Below are 22,526 nucleotides of genomic sequence, written 5' to 3'. Positions count from 1 at the left end.
AACTAAGCTAAAACATCGTTGATTAATTGCTTTAGTTCTGCGACTTCAATTCGTAGTGCAGTCACTTCTTGTTCTAGCTCATCGAGTCTTTGTCCATTGTCATTACTAACTTGCTCTGAATCAGTGTGAGTATGATTTAGAACAACACTGTCTGTTATTGCACCACAGAACAAATGGCCATATCTTGCCTCTCGTTTCCCTGGTTCTTTCTCAAGTTTCACGACTTTTGGAGATGCGTCTTCTGAGCATAATTTATTTAATACGCTTTCTACTTGAGCAACGTTATCAAAGTCACATAAACGCTGAGTTCGAGTGCGTAGCTCGCCCGGAGTTTGAGGACCTCGCAAAAATAATACGCACAAAATAGCTATTGCTTGTTTTGATAGTTGAAGACTGCCAAATTCAGTATTACAAAAACGGTGCTGATATTTAGCTACTCTTGCATTACCACGAGTTTCATCAGTCACAAGTCGATCATTTATTAGTAAATTAACTGCATCAAGGACCTCTGAATCCGTCATAGATGTTACCGGGTCACGGTTACTCTTTTGATTACATGCCGTCGTTAATGCATTGAGTGTTAATGGATATTGCTCTGGTGTTGTGATCTCTTTTTCAATTAAACAGCCAATAACACGAATTTCTGCTTGGTTTATAATTCTCATTCTTTACTTCCTTCTACTTTAATCGATTATGCATACGATAAAAAGTGTGAGCACTGTTACCAAATACTACTGTTAACTCTGTAATTAGTAGCTATCCCCTGTTCTATTCATGATAGTATTCTTTCGTTAGTTTAATATCAATTGGAGAAACACACATGGGCCTTTTTAGTAGTCGATCTACCTCTGCCTCTTTATCCATTATCGCTAAAGGTTGTCGTACTATTGGCAATATCGAATCAGAGCAAAGCATTCAAGTTGATGGTTTCATTCAAGGAAATATCATTACAGATGCAGAAGTAATAATTACTCCGACAGGTCGAGTGCAAGGTGATATCAAAGCAAGATTAGTATTAATCAATGGACTAGTTGAAGGTACGTGTCAGGGGGGAGAAGTAAATATCCAACCTAAAGGAAAATTTAAAGGCACAATGCAAACTCAGCAGTTAACGATTGAAAAAGGTGGATTGCTTATCGGTGAAAACCGTGAGATTGTTGATGTTGAAAAAGTAACAAAACTTTCTCCAAACAATCAAGAAAATGAACAAAAAAGTAAAGCCAGTTAATAAATGGCTTAATTCAATTTTTTTAGCACTGTATTGATCTTGTTATTGTTTTCATTACTGCATTTATGATTTAATCAAGATAGTAGCTATTAAATATTATAGGAAATTAAAATGAACAACGTTTTTGAAATTATCAACCAAGCTCGTCGTAAAAATAAACTAAAACGTGAATTACAAGACAACCAAAAGAAAATTCGTGATAACCAAAAGCGTGTAACATTGCTAGAAAACATGCTTGATTATATTCACCCTACTATGTCTACTGACGAAATCATTGCTGTTGTACAAAACATGAAAGCTGATTACGAAGACCGTGTAGATGACCACATCATTAAAAGCGCTGAAATTTCAAAATCTCGTCGTGACATTAGCCGTAAGATCCGCGATCTTACAGAAGCTGATAAAAAAGCAAATAAATAATACTGAAGATATAAAAATGGAGGCTTATTAGCCTCCATTTTTTATTGATTCATTTTTTCAGCTAACGCTTCAGAAGTCACATCTTCTACAGCAAGAAACATCGATTTTATTTCCCCTGTTGTACTCCTCATTGGATTTAGCGTGACGTTTTGGTACATGAACTCACTTTGTTGAGTAATCGGCCTTACATTACGACAACGAAATAGATAAGGTCTTTGTCGCCAAATAACGAAACTACGTGCACCTAATTCAAAAACAGGTTTCGATTTCGCTTTAAACCAATCTTCATTGATTTCAGGGAATACATCAAACAATGATGTCCCCATAACATCGTGCGCTTGTTTAGCACTGTGATGAGTCATAAACCCATTCCAAAGATGAATATTAAATTCTTTATCTACTACAATTAAGCCAACATCAACATTTTGCACCATGTCGACCATCCAATGAAATTGCTCAAACTCAGCAGGAATACCATTCATTATTCATCATCCAATAAGTAAGCAAGTTTGTTATCTAAGATAGGCAAAGATTCATCAACTATCATCAGTAACATGTCGCATTTAATGTTAGTTCCATCGATATTGTAACTGACTTCAAATGCCATAATTCGATTAAATGAGCCTTTTGTTGATTCAACTACGCTATCAACGGAAATATGCTGACCAAGTAATACAGGGGCACTTTGAAAAAAACGAACTTCTGCTTGCTCGCCTACCCCTTTTAGGAATGCACCAACTAAGATGTTAGAAACATCCATTAATAACTCTAATTCTAAACTTGTATCACCTGATTCTGGGTAATCCATTAGTTTAAGAAGATCACTCACACTTGAATCACTTAATAACACTAACGCTTCGCCAGCGATACCTTCACCACTGAAACCTTGACATACACCCGACATGTCTTCATTACTGGCTAAATGACGTAATGTCATTTGTAATTCACTCATTTCAAATAAATTAACGTTGGGTAAAGGCATGTGAACAAACACATCGAAGTGACGAGCTAAAGAATCTGCTGCGCGACCAATTGCAACGTTCGCCACTTCTAAATATATATCTCTACGGCGTAATTGAATCTGCATTGCAGCTTGTGACGAATACATTAACTGACGTTCAGGATTGATTCCGATTGAAGTTAATGTTGATATTAGTGTCGCTTTATCTACTGGTTTTTTTATAAAGGCTTTTGCCCCAAGCTCAGAAACTCGTAATTGTGCTTTTGGCTGAATATCACCTGAGACAACAACAACTTGAGTATTAAGCTTACGAATATTGATTTGCTCTAACGTACCATAACCATCAAGCTCTGGCATCGTTAAGTCAAGAAGCAAAAGATCGAACGCATCTGCTTCAAGTTTGGCAATTGCATCCCAACCATGGTGAGCAAACTCTATTTTAGCTCCCCATGATGAAGGTATAACTCGCGCAAGCTGTTTGCGTGCTAATGCTGAGTCATCACAAATTAAGATGGAAATGGCCATCTGGGAACCCTTATAAAATAAAACTATCAATACTATAGCAAGAAATCTAATTCATAGATACGATACAGCATAATAAAAAAACGAAAAAAAGGAGCTAAAGCTCCTCTTTTCATTTGAATTTTTTGGTTTAATTTAAGCTATCTCTTGACGCTTTTTAAGTAATGGTGCTGATATTTTTGCATCTTTAATTCTAAACCAAAGATAAGTTGCGACAATAGAGAAGAACAAATAAGACACTGAAAAAATAAACGGTGACGTAATTAAATCCGCCTCCATACTAACAATAACACCAGTAATTGTTACTGCGATCTTAGCAAATAAACCTAGCATAAGAAGTAGTAATGCCATTTGTGGGTATCGTGTAGTTCTAAACGCAAACCAATGACAACACCCAACAGCTAAAGACGCAATACTTAAGCCTAAAATAAAAGAATGAAAATGCTCGGCAGCAGCAACGCCACCTAATGTTGACACTAAGAAGATAAAGAATAATTTCATAATACACCTCGAAGATTAATTGAGAGCATCCTTTCAATTTTGAAATCTTTGTTTACGCTATATTCTATCGCTTTTCTTTTTAAATTCAACTATATGGAAAAATATTAAATGTGAAATATATGTTACCAAAAAGTCGTTTTATGCCATTAAAAAATAATAAGCTCTATGTTAAATATAAATGTCTTAAAAGTGGCACGCAAAGTGTAAATTTTCTGTTAAATACACTTAATTTTCGGTAAAAAAATAATTTGAAAAAAATGTATTTTTTATGAGCGGATACAAAAAAAGCACTCAAAAATGAGTAATGCCAGTCAGTTAAGCGAACATCAATAAAAACAAGGGCTTCAGACGAATTTATTACAATCATTCTGGAGCCCTTGTTGTATCTATCTTTCACTCTCTTAACGGGTACTTTGCCATATCTATTAGACATTGAATAAATAGTGCATAATTACTCAATAAAGTGACTAACTGATCGGCATTACTCAAAAATGAGTGCTTTTTACTAGTAAAGAAAAGTTTAGGAAATTAAGCTTGAGAAGCTGCTACGTAATTTTCTAATTCTTCAACTTGTACTGTTGTGATGTAGTTACCATCTAAATAGAAAGCAACGCTATCATCCGTCTTCTCGCCACGTAAAACTTGTTGTGTACCATCAAGTAACGCAACGTGCATTTCTAATGTGTTTTCGTCGATTTGCTTAAACGATGTACTTTTTACATTGTTGTTAACTTGAAGTGGAGCAACTGGAGCTTTAGTCATCGACGAATCAATTTTGTCATTTACTTTAAATACCGCGCCGCCAACATCTGTATCAACAACTGCAGGACCTTTACCAGTAATGATGTTTTTGCCTGTCCAGAATTCAATTGAGTTAAAGATGAAAAGGTCAGCAAATGCTGCAACACCATATACAGGTGCTAATAGGATGTATAAACCTTCACGAGCATAACGGTTATCTACTGCCTTAAGGTTGCCAAAAGCAACAAGTTTAGAAACACCCATTTGACCCATACAGCCTGTTAATGTTGTTACGCCTAGTGCCACTGCTACTGCTATTTTAATCTTTTTAATGTTCATATTTTTCTCATATTTATAGTAATGTTTTACGCGGCGGATATTAGCAAGCAAATGATAATAAAAAAAGTCTTAAGATCAGAAATTTATAGAATCCTGACAATAAAATGCCACTAATCGTCAATTTAATGATGATGCCAAATTTGCAATATTAGATTGAAAAAATGTGGTGTAATTTTCATACAAACTATTCCAATACCTATGAAGTACTGATAAACTCCGCGCAGATTTACGTGACGAACGTCATATTTCTAAGAAAGAACCATAAAAAAACATACATTTACTTGTAATAAACTTTCAACTCACTGAGATTGCGATGAAAAATATCGATAAAGCAATGCGTATCCTGCTAGCAGGCTTCTGTATTAACCTATGTTTGGGAATTCTTTACGCATGGAGCGTATTCAACAAAGCTCTTGTTACTGATATGGGCTGGACCGCTTCACAAGCGTCTCAACCTTATGCGACTGCAACAATCACTTTTTCTATCTGCCTTTTAGTTGCAGGTATTCTTCAAGATCGCATGGGTCCACGTTTAATTCTTATCTTCGGTACAATTTTAGTTGGCCTAGGTATGATCGCATCAAGCTTTGCTGACACAGTATTTATATTGAACTTAACATTTGGTGTAATGACTGGTGCTGGTATTGGTTTTGGTTACGCATGCCTTGCTCCTTCTGCTATGAAGTGGTTTCACCCTTCTAAGAAAGGTATGGTTAACGGTTTAATCGCTGCAGGTTTTGGTCTTGCTGCTATTTACTTAGCACCTGTAACCTCTGCACTTATTTCAATGTACGGCATCCAAACTAGCTTTTTAGTTCTTGGTATAGCAATCCTTATTATTGCGGTTCCACTAGCGACAACAATTAATAATCCACCTGAAGGCTACCAACCTGAAGAACCAAAAGTAAAAGCAGGAAAAGCGCCTGTTGCTACACGTAAACCAATGGATTTAAACTGGAAAGCAATGCTTAAAACGCCTCAATTTTATTCTCTATGGATTATGTATGCATTTGCTGCTTCAGCTGGTCTTATGATCATTGGTAACATCACAACGATCGCAAGCATGCAAGCTAACCTTCCAAATGCAGTTTACTTAGCGTCTCTTCTTGCTGTGTTCAATTCAGGCGGTCGTGTTGCTGCAGGTATGCTTTCAGATAAAATTGGTGGTGTTAAAACACTACTTATCGCATTTGTTCTACAAGGTGCAAATATGGCGTTATTCAGCATGTATGATAGTGAAATAATGCTTATCGTTGGTACTGCTGTTGCAGCTGTTGGTTACGGTACACTTCTTGCTGTATTCCCGTCACTAACTGCTGAATTCTACGGCCTGAAAAACTACGGTACAAACTATGGTGTTCTTTATACATCATGGGGGATCGGTGGTGCTATCGGTGCTGCTGTTGTTGGTTATTCAATGACTCAAGGCGGTGATTATGCACTTGCTTACACTATCTCTGCTGTAATGGTTGGTGTTGCTATTGTTTTAGCACTCGTTACAAAACCAATTTCTGAAGAAAAAGCACAACAGCTAAGTCCTGCTACTGCTTAATAAATTCTTAATAAAATCAAGCCCGTTTACCAGTAGGTAAGCGGGCTTTTTGTTTTTTTCCTTATTTATTATTACAATAACACTATCTCTTTATTTCATGGATGTGCTTATGCTTTCTAAACGCTCATTAATTATTTTCTTTGTCGTTATATTCTCGGGTTGTGCAACCTACGCAAGTTATAATTATGATCAATTATTCGGTGAACAAAATGTTCAACAAAGAATGCATGAATATAATTCTCCTGAAAGCCTAAATTATTTAGCTGACATTAAACCTCTTATTGATAAACGTTGCGTAGTTTGTCATGCCTGCTATGACGCACCTTGCCAATTGAAAATGTCTTCTGCTGAGGGAATAGATCGCGGTGCTCACAAATCACCTATATACCAAGGCACACGGTTAGTTGCAGCTAACCCTACGCGCCTATTTGAAGATGCTCAGATAACTCAAGAATGGCGTGATATTGGATTTACTTCTATTTTAAATGAACGTGAGCAAACTGAAATCGCAAATACTGACGCCAGTGTTATGGCTCGCATGTTAACTCTAAAACAGAATAATCCGTTAGAAAATCAAGTCCAATTAAGCGGTTATGATTTCTCTATCGATCGTGAGCAACAGTGCCCAACCATTGAGGAAATGGCAGATTATGAATCTCAGTATCCAAACAGGGGAATGCCTTATGGAATGCCAGAGCTAAGTAATCCAGAACACGACTTACTTATGTCATGGCTTAAACAAGGCGCAAAAATGAGTGATATAGCCCCTTTAACGGAGGATGAAATTACAAAAATCACACGTTGGGAAACTTTCTTTAATGGCGATTCATTAAAGCAACAACTGACAAGTCGTTATCTATTTGAGCATTTATTTTTAAATAACCTGTATTTTTCAACAGACCCTACTACGCTACGTTTTTTTAAGTTGGTACGCTCTGCAACTCCACCAGGAGAGCCTATCTCTCTTATTGCAACTCGTCGACCTTACGATAACCCGAAAGTTGAACGAGTTTATTATCGTATAACGGCAGTTCGTAGTACTACTGTTGATAAAACACATATGCCCTATTTACTTGACCAATCTCGATTTGAGAAATGGCAACAATGGTTTGTCGACTCTAGTTACACCGTAACTAAACTTCCTAGTTATTCTACTGATATTGCAGCAAATCCACTAACCACATTTGTAGATTTACCGGTGAATTCTCGTTACCACTATTTACTAGATGAAGCACAAGATACTATTCAAGGATTCATTAAGGGCCCTGTTTGTCGCGGACAGTTAGCTTTAAATGTCATTAACGATCACTTTTGGGTATTCTTTGTTGATCCTGAAAAAGCGGATAATCCCGGAGTCGAAAAGTTTTATAAAGAACAAAAAAATAACTTAACGCTTCCTGCTGAATTAGACAGTACAACGGTTCCGATCACTAGTTGGATTCAATATTCACGTAATCAAGCACGTTATTTGGAAGCGAAAAATACTTATTTAAACCAAGTATTCGATAATGGACAACACTTAACACCAGAGCTTGTTTGGAGAGGTGGTCAAAATAATGATAATGCTGCATTAACTATTTATCGCCATTTTGATAGTGCTTCTGTTATTAAGGGGTTAAACGGCCCTACACCAAAAACCGCGTGGATCATTGATTATGCTTTATTAGAACGCATTCATTACTTGTTAGTCGCAGGATTTGATGTTTATGGGAATTTTGGCCACCAGTTAATGACACGTATGTATATGGACTTCTTACGAATGGAGGGGGAAAGTAATTTCTTAACCTTATTACCAAAAGAGACCCGTCAAGAAGAGTGGCAAAGTTGGTATCAAAACCCACCACCACAACTAAGTAAATATATGCAGCGTGATGTTCAACCTTTTGACCAACCAACAAAGATTCAATATGTGACGGACAATCCTAAAGCTGAACTGTTCTCTTTACTGCGTAAACATATTGGTACTAACACATCAAAACGTTACAACGTAGCAAACTCAAGCTTAGAGAGTATTTCACAACACACGTTACAGAAAATAAATAAGATTAAAGGCAATGGCTTACAGCATTTACCGCAAATCATAACAATAAAGATTATTGCTAATTCGGATGAGCGCAGTGAATTTTTTACTTTATTAAATACCAGTGCTCATAAAAACATCTCTTCATTATTTAATGAAGAAAAAAATCGAGATCCTAAGCTTGACCACTTCTCTATTTTATATGGTGTCGTTGGTAGTTACCCTGCCGCCTTTCTAGAATTGAAAGAATCTCAATTAATTCGCTTTGTTAGCGAACTTAGTCGCATTAGTACTGAGGAGGATTATGTTAAACTTCTCGATAACTTTGCAATTAGACGCAGCTCAGATAAATTTTGGGCTTACAGTGATGAACTAATCCTGTGGTATAAAAAGCATTACCCGATAGAAGCGGGACTGCTAGATTACAATCGCTTTGAAAATCGCTAATTCTTATTGTTGATCATTGAAAAGCAAGTGAATTCAGGCACACTTGTTTTTTTAAAAGGAATTTTTCTTGATAGAGTCTCTATTTATACATTCTCTTGATGCGTTCAGTGATGATTACAAAGCACTGTGTAAACATCATTACCCAACAATCCATAACAGGGGAATGTCACCTGCTCATTTAAGCTCTGCGTTTCATCGTCGACTAACCTCTTTAGCTACGAAGGAAGGAAAACAGGTTAATTGTTCGCTTTTTTTACATGATATTGATCATCACCTTTATATCTACACGCTATTAATCGACACTAAAAAAGTATGGTGTGTTTATCCCTTATTCCTAAATGCAAAAACGGAAGCTAAAACACAAATATTGCTTGCGATTAACAAACTGCTTAACGATGGCGATCTGAAAAAAGAAGATTACGTAGCGATATTATGTGACCACTGGTTTGATAGAACTCGCAGCAGTAAAACACTATATCATTGGTGGAGCGGTCACTTGCCACTAGCTAATGAGCCTTATGCTGAGCAAGGGATTCAAAATTTATCTTCAGAAGAGAATTTTGCAAACATACTTGGGGAGAAGTTTAAGCTAGCATGCCTTAATCACTCTATATATCACCCATTAGAGTCGAACCAACAGCATGCCTTACTTAAGTACTTTCTTTGCTTTGCTTTATTTCAATATTAAACAAACCTAATGTTACTATTATCCCAAAGGTTCTTTCTCTGATTCCTTGACAATATGCTCTAAATTAATGACCCCTTTACAGCCTAAATTTTCTATTTGGGTTTTATGTAACTGAGTACTCAAATAAAACCCATATTGATAATGCGTTTCTCCTTGCTCTGTTTTACATTCTTTTCGGTAAACAATGTCGCCAATCATACTTGGAAAAGAGCGTATTCTTAATTCACAACTCCCTTCTTGTAATTTTCGTTCACTAGTAAATCCAAAGCCTTTTTTTGAAACATCCATCAATTTCACACTGACAAATGGCATTAAACGATGAGCCCAAAATATTTTCGCATTAACCGATTTTTTACATTCAAATCTAGGCCAACGGCGTTTCAGTAAAAATTCCACATATCACCCTGAAGAAGTCGCTATGCCCCTATTTTCAACAAAAAAGGCGGATAATTCAATAAAATTATCCGCCTTTTACACCGTATGCCATAATATATTTTGGTTCAGTTAGTAATTAACCAAATCTATACATACCTTAAATGTAAATAAAATAATTCACTATACGCTCTTGTCACATCCTTTTTATTTAATAGACTTGAGCTAATTCTATTGGATACCCTCTTTCTGTCGCTAACCTTTCAGCTTCTTTTTCAATATCTAGTAACTTAAACTCAGGAATGATAGATACCTTATTAGTCAGCTTAATCACTCGCTTAATCTCTTTAGCACATTCAATTGCTGAAGAAGCTTTAACTATCTCCGCTCTGAAATACCCATCTTCCGTATAAGAGATATTTGCAGCTCGTAATGTGACATCCCCACCGGGGATCTGCTGTGCACCATATAAAGGCTTACCAGCTGGCGTTGCTTCAATAAAGTCTGGCATAAATTGCGAAAGGTGGTTAATCGCCCTTTGGGTTCTCTCTGTTTGAAGTAATACATCCCAACCCGTAGTCAGCTTTTTATTGAATGCTTCTGGTAGCTTAGGTTGTGCTGACAGATCACAAGATCCAGATAAACCACCTTTAAATAAAGTGATTTCTTCCGTCATACCATGCAGTTGAAAATAACCATTTGGATATGGGGTAAACTGCGCCATACCTTGTGGTGTTCCACGCTCACCATGGAAAATAATTTCAGGCCATTTACCAAATTGTGGTTTATCCCATTGAGCCACATAAGCGGCTTTAAATTCAACGAGTCTCTTCCTATGCTTTTTGGCTAAATCATCAATAATTCCTGTTTTAAAACCTGCGCTATTAATGACATAATCAAATTCACAAGCGTATTGTTGCTCTGAGTATAAATAGCTGAGTTTCCATACTGACTGCTCTTTTTTATTTTCAGTTCTTGAAAGCTTGTTTACACTTGAAGAGAAATGTAAAGTGAGATTATCTAGACTCGATAACGTCAGTTGCGCGGTTGCAGCCATACGGAATACACTCAAACCATACTCTTGCACTAGTGCTATTGGATATTTTAATTCATTTAAATCGACTTGATTTGCAAATGCAATTAACCAATCATCAAGAGATTCTGGGGTTGGCGTCGGTGTACATTGTGCAATTTTCTCTAAATCCTCTTTATTGTATGTTTTAAAGTACTCTTCAGACGGCCCAAATACTTCATTAGCGCCATTTTGTTGGATTAAATGTTCATAGGTTTGTTGTAATAACTTCAATCTTGGCAGTAATTCTTCAGGTTGCCCCGGGTCATTTTTAGGGACGGCAATAACGGTAGGACGAATGTTGACGGTATGAGGAAAATAACGAACAGTTTCGATAGACTCTGTTAATAAAGCAATGCATTGTTCATCGGAGATCTCTCTGTATAGATTACCTCCAGCATGAAGGTGGCAAATAGGTGGGCCGTTGACCAAACTAGTGCCCTGCTCGAACACCTCAAGATCAACGTCATATTGTGATAAATACATAGCAATACTAGAGCCGGCAATACCACCACCAATTATAGCTATTTTCTTACGTGGGTACGTTTTATCCATCTTATTTTTATCTATCCAAGGCTATTTTCTTATTGACTTAACTATTTTACTTCGCGTCACAAAAAAATAATAGGATATAGTAAAAAAAAGCTTGCCTCACGCTTTATAGCCTTAATATTCAATTCGTTAACCTGTTATTCAAATAGTTACCCACAGAAATTGTGGATAACTGTGAGTAACTATCTATCCCCAAAAGGTTAGATTTAGAATTCGAACCACAACACCAAGAAAGAACGAACTAACCCCAATGCGATACCATTTATGCTCTTGGATTGATAACTCTATTCGCTTAACAAATAAGATACACGCACCACTCCAATCAGAGGTTCTTCTTCCATATTGAGTAATAGCAAACAATAGACAGATAATCCCTATCCCGATTAAGAGGTTTTCCAAAATGGTTACAATAACATTCACAGCAGTACTCCTTTACGTATTATTAGCACTACTATGACTTGAAAGTCGTAAATATGTAAATTAGCCAATAGTCTTAGAGTTATTTTCAACATCAAGAGGAAAGATGTTCTTATTATGACTGTGTTTTTGTTATACTCCTCACAACTTTATTTGATAATGTGAATGTAATGGAACAGCTTGAAGCCAAACTAAAAAAATTAGAAAAAAGAAATTACCGTAGCTACACCTCTATTAAAGGTGAGTACGATTTTACCGACTTCACTTTGTATATTGATAACGTTCAATCTGACCCATACGCTCCGCCTTCTCGTCTTCGAGCGAAACGCGCTTGGTCTCTAACTCATCTTCAGTGGCTACAAGAGACCTCTCTTGATTATCAACGTGCTGCTCGTGATTTCCTAGCTCGTCATTTTAGTGCGCTACTTGAAAAAGACGCAACGCTCTCTATTGCATTATCAGGACAAACTGTTTTAGACCATACTTCAGTTATTTTTGATGAAGAAGGTATTGAACTTCGTTATAACATGAACCTACCGGCTGATGGTCGTGAGATCTTAGCGAAACGCGCGATTAATATTTTGACATTCCATATGCCAAAATACGTTCGTCGTACTTTATTAGCTCGTGAATTACCAATTGAAGAGCTAAAAACGCACTGCCAAGTTATCGTTGATCAAGTTGCGCTGCGTCGTCAGTTAGCTGAGCATAATTTAGTGGCTTTCGTTGCAAATGGTAGTATTTTACCTCGTATTGCAGGTAATAATGATCGTCCAATGAAAGACGCGATTGCATTTCAAAGTCCAGCGTCTCTTGAAGTTGAATTATCAACACCTAACCGTGGCTTAATTAAAGGCATGGGAATACCTAAAGGCATTACGCTTATTGTTGGTGGTGGTTTTCATGGTAAATCAACATTACTGAATGCATTAGAGCGTTCAATTTACGATCACATTCCTGGTGATGGCCGCGAATACATTGTGACTGAATCATCTACAACGAAAATTCAGGCAGAAGATGGACGTTGTGTTCACAATTTGAACCTATCGAACTACATTAATCACCTGCCTATGGATAAAGATACGACGTGTTTCTCAACTCAAGATGCTTCTGGTTCTACATCACAAGCTGCATGGCTTCAAGAGTCACTAGAAGCCCAAGCAAAAACATTGTTGATTGATGAAGATACCTCAGCGACTAACTTCATGATCCGTGATGAACGTATGCAATCATTAGTAAATAATGGCGCTGAGCCTATTACACCATTAGTAGATCGCATTGGTCAGCTGCGCGACGAGATGGGCGTGTCTACTATTCTTGTTATGGGGGGGTCTGGTGATTACCTTGATGTGGCAGACACCGTTATTCAAATGCACGACTATCAAGCAGTAGACGTTACTAAAAAAGCAAAAGAAGTTGTTGTTTCTCACCCGACTACACGTGTAAGAGAAGGTTCCGAGCATTTGCTTCCAACTCAAACTCGTCAACTAAACCGATCTTCTCTTCAGGCTATCCTGCAAGAAGGTAAATTCCGTATTCAAGCAAGAAACAAGAATACACTACGCTTTGGTCGTGAGTTAGTTGATATTACTGCAATGTCTCAGTTGCAATCATCTGCACAAGTTCACGCCATTGGCTGGATGTGGTTCCAATTATCTCAAACACCTGGCTGGGAATTAAATCCTGTTGAGTTTATTGCTCAACAACTTCACGATAATTGGCACGAATTAATGCCTAAACATGGTGACTTAGCTAAACCTCGCGTGATTGAAGTAATGGCAACATTGAATAGAATGCGAATAGCTGACTTTAAGTAATTTTCTATTATTTTAAGCCTCCGATTACGGGGGTTTTTTGTATCCCACCCTTCATATTTAATATATAACAAACAACTTGATTACACTTAAGATACAAAGCACTAGTTAACACTGCATAAAAGTGAATAAATACTTTTTTTTAATGAATAGTATTCCACTTTCAAAAAAAACAGTGTAATCTTCATGTTACTGAATGAATACGGAAGTTTAGTGAATAATAATGCTAAGGATTAGCTTTTATTAACTAGTAGTAATTTGAGAGATTTATGCAAAATTCAAGTGAGATACCCCAAATGAGCAAGAAGAAGAATCTTCTAATGTTTCTTATCCCGTCATTAATAGGTTTATTCCTGTTTATGGCTCCAATTACGTATAACGGTGATATCACAATACCTGTTGCTGTATTGGCAAAATCAATTCAGGTATTATTTGGGGACTATTTAGTTACTATCGTTACAGGCATCGTGATGTTTATGTCTGTTATCACCATTCTAGCTAAAATCGTTAAACCTAGCATTATCACAAATAACGCCTTTTTGTTTGGTTTACTTAACCCTACCCCACTTTGGTTTGTGGTTCGCTTGATTGGTGGCGCAGCTGCTGCAATGGTTTTCTTTCAGGTTGGTCCTGAAGCAATTTGGGAGCCAAACACCGGTGGTTTAGTTCTTAATGATCTTTTACCTGTTCTTTTCTCTGTATTTATTTTTGCTGGCTTATTGCTTCCTTTACTGCTTAATTTTGGTTTATTGGAATTGTTCGGTGCTCTTTTAAGTAAAGTTATGCGCCCTGTTTTCAATTTACCTGGTCGTTCTGCTATTGACTGTATGGCTTCTTGGTTAGGTGATGGCTCTGTTGGTATTCTTTTAACCAGTAAGCAATACGAAGAAAAGTTTTATACTCAACGTGAAGCAGCTGTTGTTGGTACGACATTCTCTGCAGTATCAATTACTTTTAGCTTAGTTGTTATTGCTCAAGTTGAATTAGAAAGCTACTTCTTACCATTCTACCTGACGGTATGTTTGGCTGGTGTTGTTGCGGCAATCATCATCCCTCGCCTACCGCCTCTTAGCCGTAAGAAAGACTTATTCATCGACGGTACTGAACGTGCAGCTGATGCTGAAGTTATCCCTCAAGGTTATACTACCTTCTCTTGGGGGCTTGAACAGGCAATGAATAAAGCATCTAAAGTAACATCTATTCGTAATGTATTTAGTGAAGGTGTTAAAAATGCAGTAGATATGGTTTTTGGCGTATTACCTGTAGTAATGGCGCTTGGTACTATCGCTTTAGTTATTGCTGAATATACGTCTGTATTTTCTGTATTAGGCCAACCTTTTATTCCTTTCTTAGAATTACTTGGTGTTCCTTATGCAGTAGAAGCCTCTCAGACGATTGTTGTTGGTTTTGCAGATATGTTTATTCCATCAATCATTGCGGCTTCTATCGATAGTGAAATGACTCGTTTTGTTATTGCTGCAATGTCTGTAACTCAACTTATTTATATGTCTGAAGTGGGTGCATTACTGCTTGGTAGTAAAATCCCTGTTAACATTTTTGAGTTATTCGCAATCTTCATTCTACGTACTCTTATTACGTTACCAGTTATTGCTGGTATGGCGCACTTAATTTTCTAATCTGTTAATGGATATTAGTTAATATATCAAAGGCGGTCTCTAATGAGGCCGCTTTTTTTATGTTTATTACACTAGATACCAATAAATAACAGAAAGCTATTTCAATAAAAAAGGTTCATCGCAGATTAGCGGGAATTGAAAACAAAAACGGCAGTTAGTGGTAAAGTTACATCGCCAAACACAACTTTTCACAAACTGCCGTTTTCATGCCAAATAATACTTTTTTATCATCATTCTGGAAAGGTTTTCAGATCGTAAAGTCTCATAAAACTGATTCATTAATCTCTATAACCTTAAAGCCTGATTCCCCAGCATTCTGCTCTTGCGGGCGACTCTCTGAATTTACTCACGATACTCAGTGGCGAACTATTAAAGACGCTATGATATTAGGAACTCCAGTTGAAGCTAGATCGTAACAATAACCGACACACGCTTACCGTTTAAAAACTCACTCGGACTCAGAAAATTTAATGCCTTTCTAGGCCTCGAATTAATCAAAAACTCTGCCTGTTTAATCTCTTTTGCTGCAAGTTCTCCAATGGCCATTCCCTTTGGGAAAAAACGTCTTAGTAAACCATTGGTATTCTCATTCAAACCTCGCTGCCAGGAATGGTAAGGTTTAGCAAAATAAATGTCACAGTTCAGATGCTTAGCTATCTTAGCATGACCCGCAAACTCTCCGCCATTATCAAATGTGATTGTTTTGCAAAGCCCTTTAAAGGGCTTCATCATGCGATTTATTCCACGAGTAACGGCTTTTTTGGACTTACTGCGTACTTTACAGGTAACTAATAGCTTAGATACTCGCTCTACCATCGTGACTAAATACCCATCTTGGCCATAAACTGTATCACCTTCCCAGTGGCCAACTTCTGATTTATCGTCAACAATTGTAGGCCGTTGAGAGATATCAACACGGTTAGGGATTAATCTTGCTCCTGCTTCTACACCTTTACGTAGTTTGTATTTTTTACCTTTTCGAGCAAGCATTCTTTGCCAATGCTCTCTTTTAACTACATTGTAAATCGTACTGCAACATATTGTATTTTCTATTTTTTCTTTACGCATCCGTCCAGATATCTGCTCTGGACTCCAACCAAGTCGCAGGTATGTTTGAATAATTTTCTTATTCTTTTGGTTACATTTTGTATGCTTAATTGAAAGTGTTCTTTTTTGAAAAGCATGTCTATGCGCTTGCTCGGCAGAATAACTTCCAGCAGGACAGCGTCGTAATTCCCTTGAAATGGAACCATTGCTCCGTTTTAATTTTTGTCCTATTTCCCGAGCAGAAATACAGTGTGTATTCCAAGCTTCAATCTGGTATCTTTCACTTAGTGTCAGTTGCTTATATTGGTGTCCCATGGGATTACCTTAGTTGATTGTGTGAGAGCTTGAAGCTTATAGGCAACTGACTCTCTAATCTATACCAAAGTGTGTCGGTTATTCTTGGGATCTAGGGAACTTTTGATTCAGACTAGGCGCATTACATGTTCGCTATGTGGTACAAAAACGGAAGCAATATCTTGGCTTAAACCATACTCACGCCTGACTAATCGATTGATAGAATATATTGAACAACTGCTGCCTTTGCTGCCGATTAAACATATTTCAGAACTGACTGGAGTACATTGGCACACGATAAAGAACATTGATAAACAACGACTTAAACGAGTTATCCCTGACATACCATGGGATAAATTACGTCAACTAGTGATGGATGAGTTTGCCATATTTAAAGGACATCGATATGCAACAGTGATTGCCGATGCGCAGACACATCAAGTGCTTTGGATTGGTTTAGGTAGAAGCCGAACTGATATCAGGCCTTTCTTTGAAGAGCTTGGTGAGCATGCCGAAAATATCGAAGCAGTAGCTATGGATATGAATACAGCTTTCGATCTCGAAGTGAAAGCTCATTGCCCTAATGCGCGTATTGTATACGATCTTTTTCATGTGGTAGCCAAATATGGACGAGAGGTAATGGATAGAGTTAGGGTAGATCAAGCGAATCAACTCAAAGAAGACAAAAAAGCTCGTCGTTGGATTAAGCGTTCACGCTGGATCCTTTTGAAAAATAGAGACAACCTAGACGCAAATCAACAGAGTTATCTAGATGAAATACTTTCGGTAAACCACGATTTAATGGTGACTCATTTGCTAGGAGAGCAATTAAAAGAGCTCTGGTATTGTGACTCAGAAACGCAGGCAATAGAACTATGGGATGTATGGTGGCAACAGGTAAATGAGAGTGGGATCCAACCATTAATCAGTTTTGCACGAAAGTTAAAACCATACCTTCACGGAATTGTTAGTTCGGCTTTATATCGATTAAATACATGTACACTGGAAGGAATAAATAACAAAATTAAGCTGATCAAAAGAATGGGGTATGGCTACAGAGATACAGACTATTTCTTTATGAAGATAAAAGCGGCTTTCCCCGGAAAGCCGCGATGAACCATAAAAAAGGCCTAAATTTCTTTAGGCCTTTAAGAGGGTTCATTTAACTGCACAATAATGCACTAGTTTCATTTACCGAATATTCTTATTTATAAAAAGCTTCAACCGTGCCTTTTAGTGTGATCATCAGAGGCTGACCACGACGATCTAGTGCTTTTGGTGAAGGGATTTTTACCCAACCTTCACTGATGCAGTATTCTTCAACATCTGTACGCTCTTTACCATTAAGACGAATACCAATGTGATGCTCAAAACATTCTGCTACATGATGCGGGCTACGAGGATTGCCAGAAAGGTGATCAGGTAAAGCTGGTTGCGATTTAATATCGTTCATGTTTGTTGCCTATGGAAAATAAAAAGTGCGCTATTGTAGACAATATAAGCCTAAGCCTCAAGAGATACTGATTCTATTATCATAAATGTTGAAGAACTTCGCTTCTAATTAAAGTAAAATCTTGATTTAAAATTGGTTTTATCGCAAATGAAAAATGGTTAATTATAACGATTACACTAGTGCTAGTTAGTAGTGGTGTCTTTAAAAGTTAAAAAATTACAGAGTTAGGAGTAATGATAAAAAAAAAGAGATTGCACTGATTAATATGGTAAACATATACTTAAAAAGTGGCCCAGCTGCCAATCTGGGCCAAAAAACCACTATTTACAGGATAACTTCTTACTAAAAGAGTAAAATAGTAGCTCTAAACAAAATCATTACGGTTGGAGTGAACCATAACAAAAATAGGTTATAGACAGGAACAGGTTCTATTTACCTCATTACGTTGCTAATCGACGACTGTAATTTATTATATGGATTAGATTTCTACTGTGAAATCTAACAGGTTACCTCAGCTTTAACTTCATTTATGGACTGAGAATCTTCCGTATAAGTCAGTTCGGCTTTTAGTCGACGGAGAAACAATTCCATTACAGCCTTACACCAACAGTTACCTTTACGACTCATACTTGGCTTAATTTTAACTCCTTAATCACTGAAACTAAAGGCAAACTGACAATACCGAGTGTAGGTAATCGTGTTGATGTATTTGTTATACGATTAATTTGTTAATCTTGGTATTTACATTCATCATGTGTAGAGCTGTCAGATATACACATTACTAGGAAAATTTCTTCATTCTCTTCGTATAACTCTGTGTTAATAAAATAGCTAGACAGCGGTAAATCAATAAGACTATCTATGTAAGGAAAACTGTTACCTGTACCAATGAAATCAGTTACAGACTGTTCACTATTGGTTACGCTACCTTCATCAAATTTCACTTTAATTATTGGAGTAAAATTTTCATATCCTGATATGACTGCCATTGTGAACTGACTATTATCTATACCAATAGTCAGATAACCATACGTCCACGGTGCATTAGATATTGTAAAAATTGACTGTTTTCTTACATTAGAATTTGGTACTCGTTTAATTATTTCATTACTCCAATAGCTATCAATATTAACATTTCGCTCAGTTGACTCATTTTTAACGACAAACTTTATAACCCCCTCTTCATTATCGGTAATATTGTCAACATTTGCAGAACTCAAAGATGAAATTAAAAAAAATAAAATAACCCAAGTAGTTTTTAAGAGCATATTACACCTCATACACAAAAAATGAATTGATAATATATATGTTTTTTATATGTTTAAGGTGTAATATTTTACAGGATGAAATACCAATACAGGTGCTTCATCGCATAACACGTTTGCTACTATGCTGATTAAGCTGAACTTTACCACTTAAAGCCTAGAATACAGAATGCAGCAAATCGTATTGGTGCGATTGTTATACCTTTTATATGATTGGTGAAAAACCCAACCTGTAATGATTTACAGTAATAACGTAACTAAAATTGTAATAAGCTCATTATCAATCATTCAGTAAGAAATAGATAAACAAAATATCTAATCTCTTAATTTGTCATTAAAATTTTAATTAACTACCAGTATGGAGTTTGTAGTAATGAATCATAACCAAGAGTCACTAACTAGTAAATTTGGTTCTCCTTTTGAACGTGTCGAACAAGCAATAAAGTCCGTTCAACAAGGTAATGGCATTTTATTACTTGATGATGAGTCTCGTGAAAATGAGGGAGACCTTATATATTCAGTAGATTACCTAACTTCAGAACAAATGGCTTTAATGATCCGTTCTTGTAGCGGTATTGTATGTTTATGTCTTACAGAGGATAAAGCTGATTACCTTGAACTTCCACCAATGGTTGAACATAATGAAAGTGCAAATCAAACTGCATTTACAATTTCAATAGAGGCCAAAAAAGGAGTTACTACAGGTGTATCAGCCACAGATAGAGTAACAACAATTAAAACCGCTTGTAAAAATGGCGCTCTTCCGCATGAACTTGCAAAACCTGGACATGTTTTCCCTTTAAGGGCAAAAAATGGTGGTGTTTTAACTAGACGAGGACATACAGAAGGTACAGTCGATTTAATGCGACTAGCAGAGTTAACTCCTGCAGGCGTTTTATGTGAAGTAACCAACGTTGATGGTTCAATGGCTAAAACCCCAGAAATAATTACTTTTGCTGAACAACATCATTTACCAGTATTGACTGTTAATGATATTGCTTTATATCGACAAGAAATGAGCAAATAAATTCCATCTAAGGCATCACTTCAAGATTGCCTTAGGTTGGAGTGCCCCACAAAATTAAGCTCAAATTTACCACTTAACACGGTAAACCAAAAGAAACCTAGAATGCCGAATGTAGCAAATCGTGTTGATGCATTTGTTAACTGCGATTCAATTAGTAGTGATAACGACAAGAAATTATCGTCAAATGTGAATCATTAACGGCATAAACCAGTCTATTTGTATCATCAATCCTACGTGACCAAAAACCAGCTAAGTTTTCTTTCAATGGCTCTGGTTTGCCAATGCCTTCAAACGGTGAACGCTTTGCATCTGTGATTAACTTATTAATACGTTTGAGGGTTTTCTTACCCTGCCCTTGCCAATATAAATAATCATCCCACGCTTCATCAGTCCAAGCTAACATTCGACTCATTCAAGCAAGCCTCTTTCCGTAGTTTGGTCAGCATTGTATTGAGCAATTGATTTGTTTAAATGAGCAGCATTCGCAGGAGAACGTGATAAATATATCGTTTCCATTAAACTGTTGTAATAGTCCATAGACATTACAACCGCGTCTTCAGAATCTCGACGAGTGATAACTGTGCAGTCTGCATCATTAACCACGCCATCAAGAACAGATTTAAGACCATTTCTGGCTTCAGTAAAAGAAACTATACGCATAATTACCTCTTTGTTGAGTTGTACTTAATATTGAACAAGTATAATTCATAAAAACAAAATGTACAATATATTGCACAGGTAACAAAGAAGCAGTATAGTGGTCTAATAGTTCCGGACACCTCTATAAGTTTTAGTTATTATGTCACTAGAGGTGAATATGAATAAGAAAAATACACGTAGAACGTTTACTCTTGAGTATAAACAAGATGCAGTTAAATTAGTTACAGAGCAAGGCTATTCAAGACAGAAGGCAGCTGACAGTTTAGGTATCTCATTAAGCGCTATCACTACCTGGGTTAGGCAAGAATCACCAATAGGTGATTCAAAAGAAGCTAAATCAGTTCCTAGATCCCAAGAATAACCGACACACTTTGGTATAGATTAGAGAGTCAGTTGCCTATAAGCTTCAAGCTCTCACACAATCAACTAAGGTAATCCCATGGGACACCAATATAAGCAACTGACACTAAGTGAAAGATACCAGATTGAAGCTTGGAATACACACTGTATTTCTGCTCGGGAAATAGGACAAAAATTAAAACGGAGCAATGGTTCCATTTCAAGGGAATTACGACGCTGTCCTGCTGGAAGTTATTCTGCCAAGCAAGCGCATAGACATGCTTTTCAAAAAAGAACACTTTCAATTAAGCATACAAAATGTAACCAAAAGAATAAGAAAATTATTCAAACATACCTGCAACTTGGTTGGAGTCCAGAGCAGATATCTGGACGGATGCGTAAAGAAAAAATAGAAAATACAATATGTTGCAGTACGATTTACAATGTAGTTAAAAGAGAGCATTGGCAAAGAATGCTTGCTCGAAAAGGTAAAAAATACAAACTACGTAAAGGTGTAGAAGCAGGAGCAAGATTAATCCCTAACCGTGTTGATATCTCTCAACGGCCTACAATTGTTGACGATAAATCAGAAGTTGGCCACTGGGAAGGTGATACAGTTTATGGCCAAGATGGGTATTTAGTCACGATGGTAGAGCGAGTATCTAAGCTATTAGTTACCTGTAAAGTACGCAGTAAGTCCAAAAAAGCCGTTACTCGTGGAATAAATCGCATGATGAAGCCCTTTAAAGGGCTTTGCAAAACAATCACATTTGATAATGGCGGAGAGTTTGCGGGTCATGCTAAGATAGCTAAGCATCTGAACTGTGACATTTATTTTGCTAAACCTTACCATTCCTGGCAGCGAGGTTTGAATGAGAATACCAATGGTTTACTAAGACGTTTTTTCCCAAAGGGAATGGCAGGGTTCCCGCATGTTATTTACGCGGATTTTCTTAATTTTTCGGGATAAAAATTTAAAAATAAGTTGAATTTGGCGATCTGACGTGATCTTATACTGTTTAGATAACTAAATGAGATTCAAAAGATGAATTACGACGAATTCAAAGACCATTTTAACATATTAAGTGATAGCCGTCAGAAACGAAAAATCACTTACGATTTCTTCGAAGTTTTGTTCCAAGTGGTGACAGCCCAGGG

At 36.8% G+C, this 22,526-nt stretch carries 23 protein-coding genes and 2 pseudogenes; 12 read left to right on the top strand and 13 right to left on the bottom strand.

From position 1 onward, the window contains the following. Positions 1-2: 2 nt before the first annotated feature. Entirely contained in the window at positions 3-665 is a 663-nt protein-coding gene (locus AC2IP4_RS19755; RefSeq protein ID WP_375320566.1) for a YceH family protein, read from the bottom strand. Between the two features lie 155 nt (positions 666-820). Between AC2IP4_RS19755 and AC2IP4_RS19750 the strand changes: the two genes are divergently transcribed. Both AC2IP4_RS19750 and AC2IP4_RS19745 read left to right on the top strand, forming a co-directional pair. Then, the gene (locus tag AC2IP4_RS19750; RefSeq protein ID WP_375320567.1) at positions 821-1,228 is read left to right on the top strand and encodes a bactofilin family protein; all 408 of its coding nucleotides are present in this window, start codon (positions 821-823) and stop codon (positions 1,226-1,228) included. 111 nt (positions 1,229-1,339) lie between these two features. After that, a complete protein-coding gene (locus AC2IP4_RS19745) occupies positions 1,340-1,648 on the top strand; it encodes a DUF496 family protein (RefSeq protein WP_060993732.1) in 309 nt (102 codons plus the stop codon). Between the two features lie 41 nt (positions 1,649-1,689). Here AC2IP4_RS19745 and AC2IP4_RS19740 read toward each other — a convergent pair whose 3' ends face one another. The 4 genes from AC2IP4_RS19740 to AC2IP4_RS19725 form a co-directional block, all read right to left on the bottom strand. After that, positions 1,690-2,130 (bottom strand): PAS domain-containing protein, encoded by a 441-nt coding sequence (locus tag AC2IP4_RS19740; RefSeq protein WP_105056005.1) that lies wholly within the window; start codon positions 2,128-2,130, stop codon positions 1,690-1,692. Beyond that, positions 2,130-3,134, bottom strand: a complete 1,005-nt coding sequence (locus tag AC2IP4_RS19735) for a response regulator (protein WP_375320568.1) — start codon at positions 3,132-3,134, stop codon at positions 2,130-2,132. The genes AC2IP4_RS19740 and AC2IP4_RS19735 overlap by 1 nt, the downstream gene beginning before the upstream one ends. A 132-nt stretch (positions 3,135-3,266) precedes the next feature. Then, complete coding sequence (locus tag AC2IP4_RS19730; protein WP_105056003.1) at positions 3,267-3,632, bottom strand: NADH:ubiquinone oxidoreductase; 366 nt, start codon at positions 3,630-3,632, stop codon at positions 3,267-3,269. A gap of 528 nt (positions 3,633-4,160) precedes the next feature. After that, on the bottom strand, positions 4,161-4,712 hold the full coding sequence (locus tag AC2IP4_RS19725) for a DUF3332 domain-containing protein (protein ID WP_375320569.1): 552 nt from the start codon (positions 4,710-4,712) through the stop codon (positions 4,161-4,163). A 313-nt stretch (positions 4,713-5,025) separates the two neighbouring features. Here AC2IP4_RS19725 and AC2IP4_RS19720 point away from each other — a divergent pair, with 313 nt between their 5' ends. From AC2IP4_RS19720 to AC2IP4_RS19710, 3 genes are all read left to right on the top strand, one after another. Then, positions 5,026-6,264 carry an L-lactate MFS transporter gene (locus tag AC2IP4_RS19720; protein ID WP_375320570.1) on the top strand — a complete coding sequence of 413 codons (1,239 nt, stop codon included), beginning with the start codon at positions 5,026-5,028 and terminating at the stop codon, positions 6,262-6,264. Positions 6,265-6,373: 109 nt separating this feature from the next. Beyond that, the gene (locus AC2IP4_RS19715) at positions 6,374-8,731 is read left to right on the top strand and encodes a fatty acid cis/trans isomerase (protein ID WP_486310931.1); all 2,358 of its coding nucleotides are present in this window, start codon (positions 6,374-6,376) and stop codon (positions 8,729-8,731) included. A 67-nt stretch (positions 8,732-8,798) separates the two neighbouring features. Further along, positions 8,799-9,419, top strand: a complete 621-nt coding sequence (locus AC2IP4_RS19710) for a hypothetical protein (RefSeq protein ID WP_486310930.1) — start codon at positions 8,799-8,801, stop codon at positions 9,417-9,419. An 18-nt stretch (positions 9,420-9,437) separates the two neighbouring features. Here AC2IP4_RS19710 and AC2IP4_RS19705 read toward each other — a convergent pair whose 3' ends face one another. The 3 genes from AC2IP4_RS19705 to AC2IP4_RS19695 form a co-directional block, all read right to left on the bottom strand. Then, on the bottom strand, positions 9,438-9,815 hold the full coding sequence (locus tag AC2IP4_RS19705; RefSeq protein ID WP_060993724.1) for a hypothetical protein: 378 nt from the start codon (positions 9,813-9,815) through the stop codon (positions 9,438-9,440). Between the two features lie 187 nt (positions 9,816-10,002). Beyond that, positions 10,003-11,418 carry an FAD-dependent oxidoreductase gene (locus AC2IP4_RS19700; RefSeq protein ID WP_375320573.1) on the bottom strand — a complete coding sequence of 472 codons (1,416 nt, stop codon included), beginning with the start codon at positions 11,416-11,418 and terminating at the stop codon, positions 10,003-10,005. A gap of 183 nt (positions 11,419-11,601) precedes the next feature. Next, positions 11,602-11,835 (bottom strand): hypothetical protein, encoded by a 234-nt coding sequence (locus tag AC2IP4_RS19695; protein ID WP_375320574.1) that lies wholly within the window; start codon positions 11,833-11,835, stop codon positions 11,602-11,604. Positions 11,836-12,002: 167 nt separating this feature from the next. Between AC2IP4_RS19695 and AC2IP4_RS19690 the strand changes: the two genes are divergently transcribed. From AC2IP4_RS19690 to AC2IP4_RS19680, 3 genes are all read left to right on the top strand, one after another. Next, positions 12,003-13,649, top strand: a complete 1,647-nt coding sequence (locus AC2IP4_RS19690) for a P-loop domain-containing protein (RefSeq protein ID WP_486310929.1) — start codon at positions 12,003-12,005, stop codon at positions 13,647-13,649. Between the two features lie 266 nt (positions 13,650-13,915). After that, a complete protein-coding gene (locus tag AC2IP4_RS19685) occupies positions 13,916-15,283 on the top strand; it encodes a YjiH family protein (RefSeq protein ID WP_486310928.1) in 1,368 nt (455 codons plus the stop codon). A 206-nt stretch (positions 15,284-15,489) separates the two neighbouring features. Then, on the top strand, positions 15,490-15,699 hold the full coding sequence (locus AC2IP4_RS19680) for a hypothetical protein (RefSeq protein ID WP_486310927.1): 210 nt from the start codon (positions 15,490-15,492) through the stop codon (positions 15,697-15,699). Here AC2IP4_RS19680 and AC2IP4_RS19675 read toward each other — a convergent pair. Further along, entirely contained in the window at positions 15,689-16,645 is a 957-nt protein-coding gene (locus tag AC2IP4_RS19675) for an IS30 family transposase (protein WP_486310926.1), read from the bottom strand. The two genes, AC2IP4_RS19680 and AC2IP4_RS19675, sit on opposite strands and share 11 nt — an antisense overlap. Positions 16,646-16,741: 96 nt before the next feature. On the opposite strand from AC2IP4_RS19675, the pseudogene AC2IP4_RS19670 reads away from it, so the two are divergent. After that, positions 16,742-17,740: pseudogene (locus AC2IP4_RS19670) on the top strand (ISL3 family transposase); the annotation flags it as partial. A gap of 88 nt (positions 17,741-17,828) precedes the next feature. Here AC2IP4_RS19670 and AC2IP4_RS19665 read toward each other — a convergent pair. Beyond that, positions 17,829-18,077: a DUF3297 family protein gene (locus tag AC2IP4_RS19665; protein WP_105055996.1), complete on the bottom strand. Its 249-nt coding sequence runs from the start codon at positions 18,075-18,077 to the stop codon at positions 17,829-17,831. A 728-nt stretch (positions 18,078-18,805) separates the two neighbouring features. Then, positions 18,806-19,345, bottom strand: coding sequence for a thermostable direct hemolysin-family toxin (locus AC2IP4_RS19660; protein WP_486310925.1), 540 nt, complete (start codon positions 19,343-19,345; stop codon positions 18,806-18,808). 370 nt (positions 19,346-19,715) lie between these two features. Between AC2IP4_RS19660 and ribB the strand changes: the two genes are divergently transcribed. Continuing rightward, positions 19,716-20,369 carry a 3,4-dihydroxy-2-butanone-4-phosphate synthase gene (gene ribB, locus AC2IP4_RS19655; RefSeq protein WP_375320578.1) on the top strand — a complete coding sequence of 218 codons (654 nt, stop codon included), beginning with the start codon at positions 19,716-19,718 and terminating at the stop codon, positions 20,367-20,369. A 151-nt stretch (positions 20,370-20,520) separates the two neighbouring features. Here the strand turns inward: ribB and AC2IP4_RS19650 are convergent, their stop codons facing one another. Then, on the bottom strand, positions 20,521-20,781 hold the full coding sequence (locus AC2IP4_RS19650; protein WP_375320579.1) for a Txe/YoeB family addiction module toxin: 261 nt from the start codon (positions 20,779-20,781) through the stop codon (positions 20,521-20,523). After that, complete coding sequence (locus AC2IP4_RS19645) at positions 20,778-21,029, bottom strand: type II toxin-antitoxin system Phd/YefM family antitoxin (protein WP_375320580.1); 252 nt, start codon at positions 21,027-21,029, stop codon at positions 20,778-20,780. The genes AC2IP4_RS19650 and AC2IP4_RS19645 overlap by 4 nt, the downstream gene beginning before the upstream one ends. A 157-nt stretch (positions 21,030-21,186) precedes the next feature. Here AC2IP4_RS19645 and AC2IP4_RS19640 point away from each other — a divergent pair, with 157 nt between their 5' ends. Together AC2IP4_RS19640 and AC2IP4_RS19635 are read left to right on the top strand one after the other, a co-directional pair. Next, a complete protein-coding gene (locus AC2IP4_RS19640) occupies positions 21,187-21,390 on the top strand; it encodes a transposase (protein WP_486310924.1) in 204 nt (67 codons plus the stop codon). Positions 21,391-21,468: 78 nt separating this feature from the next. Beyond that, positions 21,469-22,290: pseudogene (locus tag AC2IP4_RS19635) on the top strand (IS30 family transposase); the annotation flags it as partial. Positions 22,291-22,526: the final 236 nt, after the last annotated feature.

Source organism: Aliivibrio thorii (assembly GCF_057368585.1).
Note: the sequence above shows the minus strand (reverse complement) of the source record. Positions and strands in the feature narration are given on the sequence as shown.